The organism is Ructibacterium sp. SJQ-7 (assembly GCF_054696575.1).
The window spans coordinates 2,361,310-2,379,647 of the sequence record NZ_CP195193.1 but is presented as its reverse complement, the minus strand read 5'-3'; the positions used below and the strand labels follow the sequence as shown (position 1 = coordinate 2,379,647).

Genomic DNA, 18,338 nt, shown 5'->3' with positions numbered 1-18,338 from the left:
GAAATGTGATATTGCTATTGAAAATTTGATTATCATAATATACAATCAAAATATCGAAAAACATCTTGAAAGGAGCGGAAAATTTATGGAGGTATTACAATCCAACACTGCCGACAACATTTATTTTTGGATTGAGGACAGAGAGCATGGCAACGTCAATCCGATATACGAATCGCACGGCGCTTATGAAATTTATATTGTCTGCAACGGCGAACGGCGTATGTATTTAGGCAACGTGCTTTACAAAGTCGGCACTGGTGACGCACTTATGATTCCTGCTTCAACTCCGCACAGAAGTTTCGGGGATGGTGCTTTTTCGGGAATATGTATAGAATTTTCGGACGCATACATAAAAGAGCATTTTACTAAATCGCAATACGACAAAATAACGGAATGTTTCAAAACACCGCTTATATCACTCCCTCCCGACTTACTTCCGATTATCCGCACATATTCGCTCACTGCTTACAACAACGTTGATATGCGTAACGACTGTATGCTTGCAATAGTTGACATATTGTACAAGCACATTCCTTTCAGCAATCCGAATGCCAAACGCACATTCGATTCCGATTTATCAACAATCGGAAATTACATACAGAAAAACTACCTTGAAATCAAAGGACTTGACGCTCTTTCGGAGCATTTCGGCATAACAAAAAGTCATCTTTGCCGTGTATTCAAAGAACACACAGGCATTACGATTACTCACTATATAAATGCACTCAAAATTCAACGTGCCTGTCTGCTTTTATGCGAGTCAAAAATTCCGATACACGACATTTATAAAATGTGCGGTTACGATAACAGTCAGTATTTTAACCGCGTATTTAAGAATATGAAGGAAGTCACTCCTAATCAATTCAGGCAACAAAGCCGCAAAGTACAGATGTGGAAATACGAATAAACGGAGGTATTGCAATGAGATATGATGAAATAACCGAATTTTTACACGGCGGCGATTACAACGCCGAGCAATGGATTGACCGCCCTGATATTTTAGCCGAGGATATACGACTTATGAAAAAGGCACACGTCAATGTTGTTACGCTCGGCGTGTTTTCGTGGAGTATGTATGAGCCGAAAGAAAACGAATTTCATTTTGAATGGCTCGACAAAATTATGGACGATTTATATGCCAACGGTATTTATGTCATACTTGCCACTCCGAGTGGTGGCAAACCGCCTTGGATGATTAAAAAGTATCCCGAAATAATGCGTACAAATGCTGACAGAACACGTCTTTTATACGGTGACCGTGAAAATCAATGCAACAGCAATTTAATATTTCGTGAAAAAGTACATCAAATCGATTTGCTCCTTGCCGAACGTTATTCGCACCACCCTGCGCTTATTATGTGGCACATATCAAACGAAATGTACGGCGAATGTCACTGTAACGACTGTCAGGAAAATTTCCGCAAATGGCTCAAAAACAAGTACGGCACTATTGAGAACCTAAACAAACAATATTGGAGCACATTTTGGAGTCACAAATATACCGACTTTTCAGAAATCGAGTCACCGTCACCGCACGGCGAAAAATCTGTACATGCACTTGCACTTGACTATAAGCGTTTTTACTCCGATTTGAGCATAGATTTTCTGCAAGCCGAAATTGACACGGTGAAAAAACACAATCCGAATATTCCCGTCACGACAAATATGTTCCACTTCAACTGCGGAATAAATCTTACACGTCTTGCGGATATTGTAGACGTGATTTCGTGGGACAATTATCCGCGATGGCACTGCGGAAGTGATTGGAATAATGCAGTTAAAGCCGCTTTCGGCTTCGAAATTTGCCGTTCACAGAAGAATAAACCGTTTCTGCTTATGGAAAGCACACCGTCTACAACAAACAGTTTTGAAACGTGCAAACTAAAACGTCCGGGCGTTCATATGCTTAGTTCAATACAAGCAGTTGCGTGCGGCTCAAATTCAGTGCAGTATTTTCAGTGGCGAAAAAGTCGCGGTGCGTATGAGAAATTTCATGGTGCGGTAATTTCCCACAACGGCAGCAGTGACACGCGCGTTTTTCGTGACGTTACCGAAGTCGGCGAGAGATTGCAAAATATCAAACACATAAAAATTTCAAACACGCAAAGCCATGTTGCCGTAATTTACGATTGGGACAATATGCGTGCATTGGAGGAACAGAAAAGTTTGCACAGTAAGTATAAGCCGTTTGACGATATTGTACTTGAACATTACGAATCGCTGATAAAAAACTATGTTTCGGTTGATATAATCGACTGCAATGACGATTTTTCAAAATACGATTTGATAGTCGCGCCAATTCTTTATATGACAAGCGAAGAAACCGTTGCAAAAATACATAAATTCATTTCCGACGGCGGTACATTTGTAAACACGTTTTACAGTGGACTTGTGAACGAAAATGACCTTGCGTATGAGTCATGGTCACCGTACAAGTTAAATGACGTATTCGGCATACGCGTTGAAGAAACCGACGCACTTTGTGACGGTGAATACAACGAATTCACATATAACGGCAAAACCTACAAAGCTACATATGCCTGCGACCTTTTACACGCCGATACGGCAGAAGTTGTATCTACATACGAAAAAGATTTTTACCGCGGTATGCCGATTGTTACAAAACACAACTTCAAAAACGGCACTGCCGTATATATCGCCTCACGCACAGACAACGATTTTCTTTACGATTTCTACGGCGATATTATAGATGATTGCAAAATAAGCAGAATTGTTGACAGTAAATATGTTGAAGGTGTGATGATAAAAGAACGCACAGACGGCGATAAAAGCTATAAATTTGTAATGAATTTTAATAATACGAAAACCGAGATTTCAAATATCAAACTTGACGGTTACGAAGTAAAAATTATTGAGTAAGGGGCTGATTTTATGAAAGAATTGATAAACGCAAACGATAAATACAAAATGAATTGGATTGAGGGAAACACCGAATGGGGTACGGTTAAATGCCCTAAAGGCATTTCCGTAAAAAAGACTTCCTCTCAATCAGGCGATATAATCACAGAGCGATACACGTTCATGAACACCACCGACAAGGACATTTTTACGTCACTGAAAGATATTTCGATATACACACCTTTTAATGATGATTACACCTGCGGTGCTAAAGCGTGTATGACGACAAAATGTCACACACATATTTGGTGTGGCGAAAATATTTCGTATGTTATGTGTCTTAGAATGGGTGGCGAAGCTCCACACCTCGGACTTGTACTGACAGAGGGAAGTCTTTCAGGTTACAGTGTCGAGCGTGATTTTGAAAAAATCAGCAACGACAGAGGTGATTTTATCCTTCACCCGTCACCTGTCGCACTTGTGCCGAATGAAAGTTTTACGATTGAATGGAAATTATTTTGGCATAACGGCAAGAACGATTTTTACAGCAAAGTTAATCAACTATGCAATCGCTTTATCAATGTTTCGGCTGAAAATTTCGTACTGTTCAGCGGTGAAAATATCAATATAACCGTTTCACCTAACTTTGATTTTTCTGAGGTGCAAATCAAAGAAAATAACAAATCTGTTGACTACAAAATCGAAAACAATGAAATTGTCATTTCAACAAAAGCCGATACACCGAGAAAGTATTCATATTCGATAAATATTGACGATGTTGTTACTCACTGCAACATTTTGGTCTTGCCTTGTCTTGATGAACTTGCTAAAAACAGATGTCATTTTATCGCTGAAAATCAGCAATACAACAATCCGAAAAGCAAGCTTGACGGTGCATATCTTATCTATGACAATGAGGAAAAGCATATATATTATAATCGTGAATACGACTTTAACGGAGGTCGTGAGCGTGTCGGTATGGGAGTGCTTATTGCAAAATATCTGCAAAATCACGATGACGAAGTGCTTTTAAATAGTCTTAAAAAGTACATAAAATACGTACAAAACAACCTTGTTTGCATCGAAACAGGCGAGGTGTTCAATGACTACAATTACGATAATTCCTTTACCCGCCTTTACAATTATCCGTGGTTCAGCTTGTTTTATATTGAACTTTACAAATTGTTTGGGGACAAAAATATGCTTGAAATTGCGTATAAGATTATGTTGTTTTTTTACAATCAAGGCGGTGAGCATTTTTATGCTATTGAAGTGCCGATTGTAAAACTTGTTGAGTGTTTAAGAGAAAGCGGTATGACTGATATGGCGGATAATATGATTGCATGGTTTAAAAAACATGCCGATTATATCGCCGAAACAGCACTTGATTATCCCGCACACGAAGTAAATTATGAGCAGAGCATAGTCGCACCGGCGACGAATATTTTACTTCAAACATATATTGTTACAAATGAGAATAAGTATCTTGACGCTGCAAAAATTCAACTTGATGTACTCGAACTTTTTAACGGCTTACAGCCTGACTGTCATTTGTATGAAACCGCCATACGTCATTGGGACGGTTATTGGTTCGGCAAATGTCGACTGTACGGCGATACTTTCCCACATTATTGGAGTGCGCTTACAGGTAATGCGTATAGTGATTACGGCGATATTATAGGCTCAAACGAGTATAAAAAAAGAGCGGATTATTCTCACCGCTCCGTGCTTAGTCTGCTGAACTCCGACGGCACCGCCACTTGTGCATACGTCTACCCTACCTCGATAAACGGTATATCCGCAAACTACGCCGACCCATATGCAAGCGATCAAGATTGGGGATTGTATTTTAACATAAAATAGTAAAAAGCTATGGCTTAGCCATAGCTTTTTATCATGCTTTTACTTTTCTGAAATACAATTTTCTAAAATAGTACACGCTCATTGCAAACGACAGCAATTCACCTATCGGCATTGACCACCATACACCGTCCAAGCCGATTATCATAGGAAGTACAAGCACAGGCACTACCAAGAAAACAACAGTTCTACAAAATGACAATATTGCGGACGTTTTGCCGTCATTCAATGCGGTAAACAGTGATGATGAATACACATTAATTCCGACAAACAAACAGCTTATCGCAAAAATTCTGAATCCATGCACTGCCATTTCAAGAACGGATTGATTATCACCAGCAAAGAATTCAACCAAAGTCGGTGCAAGCACAATACACACACCCGTCAGCACAAACGACGCAAGCAATATAATCTTTGTACTGATTGAGTGAATTTTCTTCAGCCTCACCGAATCGTCACGGCCGAAATTATAGCTGATGACAGGTGCAATACCTGTTGCATATCCACGATACACCGCGTTAAAAAGCTCCTGCACATAAAGCATAATCGTGATTGACGCAACACCGTCCGATCCTGCCATACGCATTAGAATATTATTAAACAAAATTGCAACGATACTTCCTGCGAACACTCCAATCATTTCAGACGAGCCGTTTGTACAGCTTTTAATAATCGTGTGCCATCTCAATTTTGGTTTAACTATATACAGTTCGTGTTTTCTGTTCACAAAGAAGTACACAAGTCCGATAATCGACGTTGTAACATAACCTATTGAAGTGGCAATAGCCGCACCGGCAATACCCCACTTGAATATCGCTATAAACAACCAATCAAGCACGATATTCAGCACACCGCCAAGTATCGACATCCACAGTCCGAAATGTGCTTTTCCGACCGTTATATACGACATTGACAACATCATACCGAATACCGTAAACGGCATTGCTATCAAAATCGGATACATATACTCTATACAATATGTCATTAAATTATCGTCAGAGCCAAGCAACCTCAAAAGCGGTTTTAAAAATACAAAGCACAAAACCGATATAACCAAACTCACTACAAACGACGTAAAAAGCAACAGTGAAAAATCTTCTCGCGCCTCTTGTTTTTTGCCCTCACCTATTTTCTTCGCCACCAACGCATTACCGCCGCTGCCGAACATTGTTCCTATTCCCGTTGCGATAAACACCATCGGCATTACGATATTAACCGCCGACAGTGCGTCTGTATTAACAAGCCTTGCCACGAACAGTCCGTCAACAGTCGTGTAAATACTCATAAATACCATCGACAAAATCGTCGGCAATGAAAATCCGATTAACATTTTTAAATGTATCGGACGATTTAAAACATCTTGATTATTTTTACTCATTTTTATCCTTTCAACATAGCATCTTTAAAACAGGTAACATACTTTTTTGTAAGCGACATCAATGTTTCTCGCTCTGATTCGCTTAACTGTTCCATGGCTTTGTTTTCGTTTTCTTTGACTTTTTCTAATATTTCTTCAGTGTCTTTTCTGCCCTTTTCGGTTAGGTGAATCGTCTTGTTTCGCCTGTCCTGCGGCATTTCCTCTAAAGTAATCCAACCTTTTTTGTAGAAAGACGTTACCACCGCATTAACAGTCTGCTTTGGAATAAAACAATACTCACCCAATTTCTTTTGCGTGCAGTTTTCAATTTCATAAATCTCATACAGAACAATCAACCCCGTATATGACAGTCCCACTGACTTCGCATATTCCTCATATACCGCGTCCCATTCATGTATGTATGAACAGTATTGATTGGTGTAATTCTGAACCGACATAGTCCGCCTCCGTTTAGTACAATTTCAGATAGTCCTATTTTGTACTATTGTAGCACAATATTTTTGCCATTGTCAAGTGAAAGATAATAAAAAAATTCAGCTCCGTTAATTGAAGTGAACCCCAAAATTTAGACAAAATTAAATATTAACTTGCTTGTGAATGAGTTCGGTATTGTACCGGACTCATTCCTTTTAGCTTTAAAGAAATTCTTTCATTGTTGTAATAATCAATATATCTTTTTAATTCATCTATGAAAGCTTTGACACTTTCAAATTTTTCACCATAAAACATTTCAACTTTCAATCTTCCGAAGAAGTTTTCCATCGCACCGTTGTCCATACAATTTCCTTTTCTAGACATACTTTGTACAATATTGTGTTCTGACAGTAAACGTTGATATTCCGAATGTTGGTATTGCCAACCTTGGTCAGAATGGAATAATGGTTTCGCATTAGCGGGCAGCTTTTTGAATAAACCATCAAGCATTTCTCTAATTTGCTGCAAATTTGGACTTAATGAAATTGAGTATGACACAATTTCTCGATTATACAAATCCATTACAGGTGACAAATATACTTTATCATTACACACTTTAAATTCAGTTACATCAGTTGCTAGTTTTTCAAAAGGTTTTGTAGCTGTAAATTCTCTTTTAAGTAAGTTGTCGGCTATTTTGCCGATTTCTCCTTTGTATGAACGATATTTACTGTTTTTGCGTTGTTTTCCTTTGAGATTAAGTTCTTTCATCAGTTTCAACACAGTTTTATGGTTAATTGTATATCCTTTTTGTCTTAATACAATTAAGATTCTGCGGTAGCCGTATCTGCCTTTATTAGCTAAAAATATATATAGTATTTCTTGTTTCTCTTTCTTGTATTTATCTTTGATTGGATGTTGTATATAGTAATAAAAGGTACTACGGGCTAAACCTGATAATTGCAGCAAGTCTTTTAACGGATATTTTTGCCTTAATTCATTGACTATTGCTGCTTTTTCTCTTCTTTTAACATTCTTTTCCGAACTAAGGCACTGAGTTTTTTTAAGTATTCATTCTCCATTCTTAATCGCTGATTTTCGGCAATTAAATCTTCTTCAATTTTCTTATCAAGTTTGGGTGGACGACCTTTTGCTATTCCATCTACTTTACTGGCTCTACCTCGTCTTTCTTTCATCAGACCTTCGGCTCCTTCTTCCAAGAATATGCGTTCCCATTTCGATATTACATCATGTTTAACATCGTATTTTCTCTCTGTTTCCATTATACCCAAATGGTTTTCTCGCATATCCATTATAACAGATAGTTTGAATTCTGGCGAGTGTTTTCTATATTTTTGCCCTTTCTTTGCCATAAAAATATGCACCTCCAAAAGTGTCTAACTTTTGGGGTGCATATCAAATACGGAGCTGAATTTTTTATTTTCAAATTTTACATTCTGTTGATATCTATTACGACTATTATAACCGTAACTATCATCGCCAATAACTTTACCATTATCTGTTCTCCATGTCCCGTCCCTTACAGGGGTCATTCGTTTTTTAATTTGCACTTGCAAAGGTCACAAATGAAAAAGTTGAGCAATTAAGTTTCCGTCCCTTACAGGGGTTATTCGTTTTTTAATGCACGAAAAAGAGATACGAAAGAATGGGAAGCTGATAGTTTCCGTCCCTTACAGGGGTTATTCGTTTTTTAATAAATGTTGACAAAAAAATTAAAAATTTTGAGCTGATGAAAGTTTCCGTCCCTTACAGGGGTTATTCGTTTTTTAATGAATTCCAACCGGACAAAATCAAAATAGCTGTTAAGTTTCCGTCCCTTACAGGGGTTATTCGTTTTTTAATCCTACCCTCGAAAGCCCGCATGGCTACTGGGCTCAAAATACGTTTTGCGGGGCAAAATTATTTTTGATTGGAAACTACTGATTTACATTATTCACACCTGCGAAAAACGTAGGTTTTACCTTGCTTTTCAGCTTTGCGGCTGAAAATATACATTAAATGGTTAAAGTTATGAATAACATATTAATATTATAGCATAATTTTAATATATTTTCAAGTATTTTATAGTTACTTCAACTTCATAATGTTCCTTTCCGGCATAACAGAAAAGTCTATGCCAATTCAATCTGACACTTACCCATTTCATACATTTTACCGTTACATCTTGTACACTTTTGCATATGCGGTGAAATATCTCTGTCTTTTTCGTGTTTGTGTTTATACGAAGTTGTCTTTTTCAACAAATCACGGGTAAAATCAACGCCGTTATACTCATTTTCTTCGTCAAAAAGAATATAAGACACCGTTTTTGAAAAATACCCTGCTCCGCCGCCCAAAAACATAGAATTGTCAATTTCCTCAACATTTTTAAACGGATACATCATTAGATCATAATAATCTTTTGAATAGTTTTCTATATATTTTAACAGTGTTTCAATATCAAATCCAAGTACACTGCTGTCGATTGTCAAATCAAATTCAATATCAACATTTGGGCGTATGCACTCACGCATTGTATTTATTGTCTTTTCTTTTCCGTTCGGACTTACATCGATTTTTTGACACAGCACAATATTGTCAAGCGAAACAGGTTTACTGTCCCCAACAATCAATCCACGCATTATACTTACGTCTTTTTCTTCGATATTTTTAGTCAAATAATTCTTTTCCAAAATATCCGATATTCTCCCCAAATTTCTTTTGATACTTCTTCCGTCCGACGTTTTCGCCTCGTGCTTTGCGTCTTTTTTTATTCCTTGCAGTTTTCTGTTATTTTCCGGTGTATCATAAATCATATTCCACAAAATCACCGTTCTGAGCATACCTTTGATACTGCTGCCCGGAATATACGGCTCGTTATACGCATTTTTAATGCACAACGACACATTTTTCAAGCTACGTTTATTATCAATATTTTCTACACCTTTTAATACATAAGCCGTAATATCATCATAATTTCGTATACCGTATTTTTCGAGAAAATCCTTAAGTTTAATTCTCGGATCATCATTTTGTAAAAAAGTCATATACTTGTCCGTCAAATTTTTATCCGCGATAAATTTTAAGAATTTCGGTACATCAATCACATATATCTTATTATTCGCAAATATGTATTGTTTCTTTGTAACCTCTTTACCGGAGCCTATATAAAGAGGTGCTAAAGTTTTGAGTTTCATTCTATAATGTTTTAAATAACTTTCCATTTTTCCTCTCCTATAATCCCAACAAAATCGGTTTACCGTATTTATATATCGGATGTGCTTTTAGTATTGCCACATCAAACACATCACCGTCAAATTTCTTTTTAAAAACTGCCCCCGACGCAAACATATAAAAATCACGTTTTTTCAGTTGCGTATCGGAATATGTGCTTGACTGCACAAATCCACCGCGTTTTGTCAGTTTATACACCGCACCGTCAAGCACACTGCTAAGTTCGTCATCAGACGGCATACACATTGATATAGTCATATAATTTTCGCAGTTATCAGCTTCAAGCATTTTTTCCAGACTTGACGGAATATCTGCTATTCTGCATTCAAACCGACCGTATCCCGCTGTTCTTTTACCGCCTATTCCAGAATACTGCAACGAATCCATTATATCAAAAACCAAATCTTCTGCGTCCTCGGTTTCTGTTGCAAAAACAACATACAATCCGCAATTTTCATTAAACTTATACACTCTTACAGAATACAGGTCATTGTCCTCATCATTATTTTTCAATGCAACCTTTTGATAAAGGGTATCTTCTCCGAAACTTGAAAAATCGTTATTTAAGCTTGTCGGTTCGGCATTTCCGGAAAGATACGTTTCCATATACTGAACAGGAATATATGCAAGTTTTTTAAATTCTTTTTTCAATGCCGAATCCTTGTCCGTTCCCTCAATCCTTATCATCGGTTTCGGCAAATACATTGTATCTCCGATATACGGCATTGCGTCCGAAATTCTTAATTGATTATCCTTAGCCATTTGCACAAACCGGTTAAGTTTTTCTTCTCCGCCTATATTGAGTGCCTCAATGCACATAGCCGAGAACAGTGTATCGGAATGAATAACTTTTTCCGTACTTGATAAATTTCCTGTTCCGATATGTATACCGTTAGGGAACGACAATTTATAAATTGTGTACCTCATATACTATTCCTCCAAAATCCCCTTGCACGTCTTCATCACATCATCGTCTACATCACCGAAAACATCGTTTACTTCAACATTATTAAATTTAACTTTTCCGTATCCTCTTGTACCGTGACCGCCTATATAATCATATTCAAGCAATTTTAAACCGTTTTTTATTGCCTTGAAATCTTCCTCAATCTGCATTTCATCAAGTTGTGCGTCACTGTTGATATTATAGATAATCGAAATATTGAATTTGCACCCCGGAATAACTCTTTCGATTTGTCTTGGATTTGCTTCAGACGTCAAACGCTTGATTGTATTTTCAAACTTAACTTCAGTCGGTCTGCTGACACCTCTGCTCTTTACTTCATCGATGTTACTTAAAAGACTGTCCGAAAATTGTAATCTCGCATTTCTGTATTCTTTTTTATCAGCCGAACCGAATAATCTCTGTACAATCTCGGGATCATTTTTAACTTCTACCGGCATATAATTTTCGCTGTACTGACGTGACATAAGAGTTCTCATTTTACCTTTCAATGTAGAACCCGGAATCATCGGCAAACGGCTTATTACGTCACGAACAACAGGCGAATCTATTGCACCGATTGCGGCAAATTCATTTGTACCGCCGATGTGCATACCTGTCAACACTTCCAATTCTGATGTTATTTCTATTTTACTAATCATTTTTATTCATCCTTTCCGCCGTAAAATCTGTGATAAGCCACCAATGCTTCCATATATCGTTCCATCTCAATAAATTTCTTCTTACTCGTTCCGATTTGGTCGATTTTATTTAGAATTTTGGATTCATTTATAAATCTTCTTACCGGTCCGTCTTTTTTATCATCTCTGCCATATTCATATACAAACTGTACTTTCAAATACTGAATACGGTCAACAATATCTTGAGGCAACTCCTCGCCTTCCACTCTGACAACATCATTATATATATCAGACATTCCGGATAATAATCCTCTTATTTTTGAAGTTGTTATTTTTTTATCTCTTGTCGAATACCAGTCTTTAAATACCTTTTCCGCATCTTCTACATATCCCATTATCTATCACTCCTCGCTTTTCTCTCTCGTTTCATATACATACAGATAAATTGCCATAATAAGCTGTAATCTGTCCTCTTTATTTATCGCCCAATTATACATTTGTCTTGAAAATGCTTTATATTTTTCTTTTATACGTTCATCAGCGTCACGTTCAGGCTCTATCCTTGCCAACAAATACGCATATCGTGCAATATTTATTTTGTCGGTTGTATTTCTCAAATAATTCAGTAAATTGTACAACAGATTTTTACCATGCTCCGCTTGACCGACGAAATACTCCTCAAGACATTTTTTCTTTTCACCGATAACTTTATTTTTAAGTTCATCCCATTCAAATGTATACTTTTCATTCTCGGTGTTATTTACACTGAGAAGTGTTATTTTATTTCTGCCGCTTGACTTTGATTTACTTTCAAGGTCACCGCTTTCATACGCCATTGACGCAACGGGATATGACGGATTGTATATTCCGATACCTACCGAAATTGTAAGCGTATTTTGCGTGAATTTATGCAATGCCTCATTCAAAATCATTGCCGCCTTAATAGCGTCCGACCATGCACAAACAAGGAATATATCGTCACCGCCCGAATATACAATCAGACCGTTTATATCATTTTCTTCTAACAATTTATTGATGTGTTTCTTGAAGAATATTGATAGTTTTCTTGAAAACACTGCAGTTCTTGACAATGATACACGTTCTTTATCAAAACCGCTTACAAATGCTTTACCCAAATTATCCACGTCACCTCTGATTATTCCTACTCGTTCAATGCCTTCCGACTTTTGAGCAAGTTTCTTAAATTCCTTATCTGTATGATAGTCACCTACCCATAATTTCGTTGATAAATTACGTCCTGTATACATCTTATTTTTGCTGTAACTGCGTTCGTATAATTCATCTGTTATCCACTTTGTTTTTAACGTATCCGCACTTGTTGCAATAAGAGATTGTCCGAACGGCAACGGCAAACCGCTGTCGGTATTTAAAACAACAAAAAAATCCTTTTCCAAAATATCATCAGACATATCAATAAGTTTCTGACACATTCCGCAAACATCATTTTCAATATAGGTATCGGAACGCTTGCATATTCTGCACTCTCTTTCACCGTCTTGATGATGATTATTGTTCATAGTCAAAATCTGCTCGGCTGTGTATCTGTTTCCCTTTTTGTCCGATAAAATTTTAGACACATTTCGGAAAATATCTTCATATGTACCGTTACTGTTCATTAAATCATCTGCACTGCATTCTGTATATGCGTCTGCAACATACAAAGCTGTTTTAAAATTATCGATAAACCAATGATTTATTTCGTTGTTAATTTCATCTAAAGCAGATTTATTTTTACTTGTATTTGCAAGCAAAACATATCCGTGACCGCCGCCCGAATATATCAGATTTGCTCTTGAATATTCAAGTCGTTTTAAAATCGTATCAATCAAATGTTCGCATAACATTTCAAGATAAAAAGACCTTGAACGCAATAATTTCAAAGACCCCTTTGCACTTATCGTGTAAATAAAATCCTGAATACCCGATATATCAAACGAATACATCAAAAACGCTTTTTTAGAATAGAACTGTTTGCTGTTGTTGTATAACTCATCTTTATAATTTGTTATACCCTCTTGTTCCAAATAATCTATAATACAACTGCCGACTGCCGCTGTGATTTTGCAATGGTCGTATAATGAAATATCTGCGATTTCGTTTTTGCTCGTTGATGACGGAACAAACGAACAATCCGCTTCCATCACTTCAAGCAATGAATTTATATATTCCGAATTATTTTCATCTATCCCCTTTAAACAATCCGCAATATCATCACATATTTTTTTATATATCTCTTTTGAAAAAGAGATTTCATTTTCAATCGGATAATTAATTCCGTTTTCCATAGTTTGCGGTTTGTATTTGTAATGCTGATTATTTCCGTTCAAAATATTGAATACGGATTCCAACTGCATATCCATATCAAAGCCTTGATTTTCGTCCACTTTTCTTCTGTCCGCACCCGACGCAATATTGTCCGCAATGTATGTTATATAAGCAAGAGAATTATCGGCAATCGAAGAATTTTGTATCATATTCTTGTGATGATACTTTACTTGTTCCAAAATTTCCGTATCTTTTATTCCGACGGTATCATTCAAAAATTCATATCCCGAAATACTGTGATTTTTACTTTTATCTCCGCGATATGCCGGTTTTCCTATATCGTGTAATAAAGCGCCTGCGATAACTTTCAATTTACTTTCTTGCAATTTTTCTCACCTCATCTGTCTTAACCGCACCCATTCCCAAGGCGGTTTTTATTCCTGTTCCCGAATACTCCGCAAATGTCAGTAACAGCTTAACTATTTGCGTCATTTGCTGTGTTCCGTGTATTTTGATACAAATATTTCCGATATATGACGGAATTTTTATTGACTCCAAATGATATACCGTACTTCTTAAATTGTAACCGATAATTTCCGTATTATCTATAAGACTTTCTAACATATCTTCATCATATATACTGAACTCGGTCGAAAACGAATCGAATTTTCTGATTAAATTCTTATATATCGCCTCAATGTTTGGGAACAATGTATATTTTTCATCAATTTTGAAACTTGTGGGTGATAAAAAATTCACCTTAAATATTCTTGCACTGTCCGAGAAATATGTACTGTCTATCAAATTTTTGTACGTTATGGTCTGCATATTTTTCGATATGACTTCAAATGTCTTGTTTTTGTTTTTTATCTCCACTTTGTCAAGCCGATTCATCAGAATATCGTTAAATATCTCACTGCTCTCCCTGTCCAGGCAATTTACAATCCACTTAAATTCATCGTCACGTTTAAATATGCTTTGCGAAAACGGTTTTAAATGATTTTCGTGTAAATAATCGCCGTAATCTCTGCTCATCATTTCCATTAACGCACCGTGAAAAAGTGACCCCATATTTCTGTTTATGTCATTTTCGCTGTCCTTTAAGGCTATTTCAAACTTTGATAACATTCATTTCACCGTACCCTTTTACTGTTTGTAAATTTAATCACCATTTTATATATACCACTTTTTTCTACTTTTAAACATTTTTCTGCATTTTATTTCTAATTTTTTATAAAAAAAATTACCTTGAACGCAAATTCGTTCAAGGTATTTGTGAAATTGCCTTGTCGTCCCTTACAGGGATTATTCGTTTTTTAATTCGTGTCAGGTCATATTATAGTGGTTTCAAAACTGAAAAGTTTCCGTCCCTTACAGGGATTATTCGTTTTTTAATCAAAAATAAATGTTATATATCACAAAAAGAGATAGCTAAAGCGGTTTCCGTCCCTTACAGGGATTATTCGTTTTTTAATAACAACATTGAAAGTGCATTGTACTTGACTGAATCGTTTCCGTCCCTTACAGGGATTATTCGTTTTTTAATTACGTGGTATACCATACCCAAAAAAAGATTTTAGTTATAAGTTTCCGTCCCTTACAGGGATTATTCGTTTTTTAATTAGTAGAAAATACATTGACCGTTACGGTATAATTCCCGGCGGTTGTTTCCGTCCCTTACAGGGATTATTCGTTTTTTAATCATAGGTAAAAAAGTTGAGTTTATCATAAACAATGATGAGTTTCCGTCCCTTACAGGGATTATTCGTTTTTTAATCATTATATAGTAGTACAGTAGTTATTGACGGTATAAACCATAGAGTTTCCGTCCCTTACAGGGGTTATTCATTTTTTAATTTATGGATTTTCGCAGGTTTAAAGATGTTAATATTAACATCAAGTTTCCGTCCCTTACAGGGGTTATTCATTTTTTAATAAAGATGTAAATATAAACATAAAAAAGGTTAATATAGTTTCCGTCCCTTACAGGGGTTATTCATTTTTTAATCCTACCCTCCAAAACCCGCATGATTACTTAGCTCAAAATGCGTTTTGCGGGGCAAAATTATTTTTGATTGGAAACCGCTGATTTACATTCTCCGCACAAGCCAAAAACGTAGGTTTTACCTTGTTTTTCGGCTTTGCGGCTGAAAATATACAGTTATTGTATTTTTTCTTTGTATCTCATTAAAATCATTATACTATACATAAACAAATTTTTCAAGTATTTTTATTCAAATATTCTTCATACATTTCTATAACCTTATCATTAGATTCAATCATCATCTGTTTTAATTTTTCCGGCTTATTAACCTTGCACGAGCGTCCGAATCCTCTTAAATACCTTGCAACATCACTGAGTCCGCGAACCGTATCTCTATACACAATTTTATCTTCCGATATATCAAGCTTAGCAAATTTTCTGTTTGACACCATTTTTTCAAGTCGTTCTTTGATATTAAAACAATCTTTAAACTCAACCTCAATATTCTCCGCATTATCGACAGACACAATAAACATTTCATCTATAATCTTTTGCACTTCATCGCTTTGATATATATAATTTATATCCTCACTTTCCGTTGCACTTTCAATACTTTCCATATCTATGACGGTCATATTATCGGCTCCGTTATATTCCTCCGACGCTATTATATACATTTTGTCACGCTCACACGCAAAAATAATTGTACCGACACTGACTTTTCTTTTGATTACTTCACCTCGTCTTGTTCTGTAATCAATCTCTATCTTTTTGTTGGCATAATCTATATTCATAATTGACGACAACACATCATAATGCCGCTTATTATTCTTACTCTCATACAAAAGCATTTCCGTATTATCATTCTCTACAGTACCCTCTAATTTGTATGTATAATCGGCAATCATTTTCTTTATAATATTTTCTAATATTAATTGATACGCTTCACCTTGGCATTTTGCTCTGATTTTGTATATCGTTCTTAATAATATATCATTCTTTATTTTACGAGTTACGGGAACATCTAATGACAAATGAAAAACACCGTTGCTGTCTATACTTAAAATCTTTTTTCTTACAAGTTTATTGATGTCCTCCTGCAACATTTTTCTTCTTTTATCAGTTTCGCTGTTTTTTGCTTCCTTATACACCCATTCATTAAACAACCTCTTTTTCGTTATACCTTTGTTGTTTTGGATATACCTGTTTCAACTTCTTTAAGCAAATTTACAATATTAAAAATGCGTTCATAAACATTCATTATGTATCCTTTCACTCAATGACAAAAAGCACAGCTTTAAAATCATAGCTGTGCTTTTGTGTTGTTATTTTACTTCACGAACTTTTTCTATCAGCAGTTTATTCATTTCATCATATGAATTCCAAGTGCTTTTTTTCATCAATCTGACACTTTCAGCTACTTTTTTTATTACGTCATTATATAATTCTTCTGCCGTTATGCCGATTCTGTTCTTAATCATTCCGTTATCCACCGCAACAATCGTATGTGCAATAGGATTTCTTAATTCGGTTTCGGTTTTTCTTATAATTTTCAAATAATGTGATTTTATTTTATCATCTGAGCAAAATCCCTTAATTATAAGTTCCAAATGTGCTGTTGTATAGATGCAGTCAGTAAATTTGCCGTATCTTTTGTCTAACACAGCTAAAACTTCCTTACCGATTTTACTCTGTTCAAGTTTATCACGAGTAAGCCAATAAGCGTCTTTTCTTTTTTCGCAATACTTTTTTATGTCACCGACTTCGGTCAAAGTTTCCATAATCTTTTCAAGCAATATCATTGCCGCCGGAGTGATACCCCTGATAAAACTCAAATAATCTCTTTTGCCCAAGATTATTCCGAGCCATAATAAATATTCTGTTATTTCTCTTTCTTCTTTTTTCTTAACGGGTATTATATCATAATCGGCGTCTTTTAATACATTGGCGACACAGTTATAATCCAATCTCCATCTGCCTTCCGCCGCAGTAAGAAGTTTCATTGCGTCATCTGTCAGATAATCCTTGATTTCGTTCGCAAGAAGTTTTGCCGCCGGATAATCATAAGAAGATATCAGCTTTATAACGTTCTGTCTTTTTATATTTGCCAAAAATTGTTCATTGTCAACTAACAATGTGCGATTTCTGAAAGAATCGCCATTGTCCATATCGCATTCCCATTGTTCTTTTTTATCATATGTTTCGTCCTTATCTCTGTCGTGCATAGGACCCGCTTCACCGCTTGAAACTTGAAGTGCTTTAATACGTTTTTCTGATAATGCCGCCAAATCTACAATAGCACTTTTCATTGCCGGAGTACCCGATGATGTGTTCACATAAAATTCTGCGTCGGGATATTTTTCTTCTATTTCCTCGAATATTTTTCCGAAATCGTTATAAAAAATATAAAACTTATGTACATCAACTAAATCTTCTCGTTCAATTTTAATAATCTCAAATTTGTGATTTAGTTTTTCGCCCAATTTTTCCAATGCCCAAGTATATCGCTGATCTCTGTTTTCATATTCAAGCATACTCTGCGTGAAATACAAACACACAATATCAGGCTTATATACACGACAGCAATGTAACATAGGTCCGTCCAGCATACGCTTAATCGGATCACTTCCACCTACCGGTGAAAATAATATTCTCATTTTTACCCCTCTTTCTTATGTAAATTTTATTCCTTGACGTTTTTTACTTTTCATACTTATATTATACAAATATTATACAAAA

15 protein-coding genes and 1 CRISPR repeat array are annotated in these 18,338 nt (G+C 35.9%); of the genes, 3 read left to right on the top strand and 12 right to left on the bottom strand.

Features of this window, described 5'->3' with window-relative positions; all coding sequences use genetic code 11:
* Positions 1-85 precede the first annotated feature (85 nt).
* From ACSAMO_RS10285 to ACSAMO_RS10275, 3 genes are read left to right on the top strand one after another with little or no spacing between them, the layout of a single operon-like run.
* Positions 86-907 carry a helix-turn-helix domain-containing protein gene (locus ACSAMO_RS10285; protein WP_337599435.1) on the top strand — a complete coding sequence of 274 codons (822 nt, stop codon included), beginning with the start codon at positions 86-88 and terminating at the stop codon, positions 905-907.
* 14 nt (positions 908-921) lie between these two features.
* The gene (locus tag ACSAMO_RS10280; RefSeq protein WP_499209262.1) at positions 922-2,880 is read left to right on the top strand and encodes a beta-galactosidase; all 1,959 of its coding nucleotides are present in this window, start codon (positions 922-924) and stop codon (positions 2,878-2,880) included.
* Between the two features lie 12 nt (positions 2,881-2,892).
* Complete coding sequence (locus ACSAMO_RS10275; RefSeq protein WP_499209261.1) at positions 2,893-4,722, top strand: hypothetical protein; 1,830 nt, start codon at positions 2,893-2,895, stop codon at positions 4,720-4,722.
* Between the two features lie 31 nt (positions 4,723-4,753).
* Here ACSAMO_RS10275 and ACSAMO_RS10270 read toward each other — a convergent pair whose 3' ends face one another.
* The 12 genes from ACSAMO_RS10270 to csm6 all read right to left on the bottom strand — a co-directional run bounded on the left by ACSAMO_RS10270 (position 4,754) and on the right by csm6 (position 18,256).
* Positions 4,754-6,097, bottom strand: coding sequence for an MATE family efflux transporter (locus ACSAMO_RS10270; RefSeq protein ID WP_337599439.1), 1,344 nt, complete (start codon positions 6,095-6,097; stop codon positions 4,754-4,756).
* 2 nt (positions 6,098-6,099) lie between these two features.
* Positions 6,100-6,534: a MarR family winged helix-turn-helix transcriptional regulator gene (locus tag ACSAMO_RS10265; RefSeq protein ID WP_337599440.1), complete on the bottom strand. Its 435-nt coding sequence runs from the start codon at positions 6,532-6,534 to the stop codon at positions 6,100-6,102.
* A gap of 145 nt (positions 6,535-6,679) precedes the next feature.
* Positions 6,680-7,582, bottom strand: coding sequence for an IS3 family transposase (locus ACSAMO_RS10260; protein WP_176813171.1), 903 nt, complete (start codon positions 7,580-7,582; stop codon positions 6,680-6,682).
* Positions 7,516-7,884 (bottom strand): helix-turn-helix domain-containing protein, encoded by a 369-nt coding sequence (locus ACSAMO_RS10255; protein ID WP_176813169.1) that lies wholly within the window; start codon positions 7,882-7,884, stop codon positions 7,516-7,518. The genes ACSAMO_RS10260 and ACSAMO_RS10255 overlap by 67 nt, the downstream gene beginning before the upstream one ends.
* A gap of 759 nt (positions 7,885-8,643) precedes the next feature.
* Complete coding sequence (gene csm5, locus ACSAMO_RS10250) at positions 8,644-9,735, bottom strand: type III-A CRISPR-associated RAMP protein Csm5 (RefSeq protein WP_482490620.1); 1,092 nt, start codon at positions 9,733-9,735, stop codon at positions 8,644-8,646.
* 10 nt (positions 9,736-9,745) lie between these two features.
* A complete protein-coding gene (gene csm4 / locus ACSAMO_RS10245; protein WP_499209260.1) occupies positions 9,746-10,672 on the bottom strand; it encodes a type III-A CRISPR-associated RAMP protein Csm4 in 927 nt (308 codons plus the stop codon).
* Positions 10,673-10,675: 3 nt separating this feature from the next.
* On the bottom strand, positions 10,676-11,350 hold the full coding sequence (csm3, locus tag ACSAMO_RS10240; protein ID WP_499209259.1) for a type III-A CRISPR-associated RAMP protein Csm3: 675 nt from the start codon (positions 11,348-11,350) through the stop codon (positions 10,676-10,678).
* 2 nt (positions 11,351-11,352) lie between these two features.
* Complete coding sequence (gene csm2, locus ACSAMO_RS10235; RefSeq protein WP_412293840.1) at positions 11,353-11,724, bottom strand: type III-A CRISPR-associated protein Csm2; 372 nt, start codon at positions 11,722-11,724, stop codon at positions 11,353-11,355.
* A 6-nt stretch (positions 11,725-11,730) separates the two neighbouring features.
* Positions 11,731-14,001: a type III-A CRISPR-associated protein Cas10/Csm1 gene (gene cas10, locus ACSAMO_RS10230; RefSeq protein WP_499209258.1), complete on the bottom strand. Its 2,271-nt coding sequence runs from the start codon at positions 13,999-14,001 to the stop codon at positions 11,731-11,733.
* Positions 13,988-14,743: a CRISPR system precrRNA processing endoribonuclease RAMP protein Cas6 gene (cas6, locus tag ACSAMO_RS10225; protein ID WP_499209257.1), complete on the bottom strand. Its 756-nt coding sequence runs from the start codon at positions 14,741-14,743 to the stop codon at positions 13,988-13,990. Before cas6 ends, cas10 begins: the two co-directional genes overlap by 14 nt.
* 157 nt (positions 14,744-14,900) lie before the next feature.
* A CRISPR array of direct repeats spans positions 14,901-15,623; the repeat unit is 36 nt; unit sequence GTTTCCGTCCCTTACAGGGATTATTCGTTTTTTAAT.
* 212 nt (positions 15,624-15,835) lie between these two features.
* Positions 15,836-16,765, bottom strand: coding sequence for a WYL domain-containing protein (locus ACSAMO_RS10220; RefSeq protein WP_499209256.1), 930 nt, complete (start codon positions 16,763-16,765; stop codon positions 15,836-15,838).
* Between the two features lie 159 nt (positions 16,766-16,924).
* Entirely contained in the window at positions 16,925-18,256 is a 1,332-nt protein-coding gene (gene csm6, locus ACSAMO_RS10215; RefSeq protein ID WP_499209255.1) for a type III-A CRISPR-associated CARF protein Csm6, read from the bottom strand.
* Between the last annotated feature and the right edge of the window lie 82 nt (positions 18,257-18,338).

Bases quoted from the DNA above. Each gene is read 5' to 3' on its own strand.
- ACSAMO_RS10270 (WP_337599439.1), bottom strand. From the start codon at position 6,097: ATGAGTAAAAATAATCAAGATGTTTTAAATCGTCCGATACATTTAAAA.
- ACSAMO_RS10285 (WP_337599435.1), top strand. From the start codon at position 86: ATGGAGGTATTACAATCCAACACTGCCGACAACATTTATTTTTGGATT.
- ACSAMO_RS10280 (WP_499209262.1), top strand. From the start codon at position 922: ATGAGATATGATGAAATAACCGAATTTTTACACGGCGGCGATTACAAC.
- ACSAMO_RS10275 (WP_499209261.1), top strand. From the start codon at position 2,893: ATGAAAGAATTGATAAACGCAAACGATAAATACAAAATGAATTGGATT.
- csm6 (WP_499209255.1), bottom strand. From the start codon at position 18,256: ATGAGAATATTATTTTCACCGGTAGGTGGAAGTGATCCGATTAAGCGT.
- ACSAMO_RS10255 (WP_176813169.1), bottom strand. From the start codon at position 7,884: ATGGCAAAGAAAGGGCAAAAATATAGAAAACACTCGCCAGAATTCAAA.
- csm2 (WP_412293840.1), bottom strand. From the start codon at position 11,724: ATGGGATATGTAGAAGATGCGGAAAAGGTATTTAAAGACTGGTATTCG.
- csm5 (WP_482490620.1), bottom strand. From the start codon at position 9,735: ATGGAAAGTTATTTAAAACATTATAGAATGAAACTCAAAACTTTAGCA.
- csm4 (WP_499209260.1), bottom strand. From the start codon at position 10,672: ATGAGGTACACAATTTATAAATTGTCGTTCCCTAACGGTATACATATC.
- csm3 (WP_499209259.1), bottom strand. From the start codon at position 11,350: ATGATTAGTAAAATAGAAATAACATCAGAATTGGAAGTGTTGACAGGT.
- ACSAMO_RS10265 (WP_337599440.1), bottom strand. From the start codon at position 6,534: ATGTCGGTTCAGAATTACACCAATCAATACTGTTCATACATACATGAA.
- cas6 (WP_499209257.1), bottom strand. From the start codon at position 14,743: ATGTTATCAAAGTTTGAAATAGCCTTAAAGGACAGCGAAAATGACATA.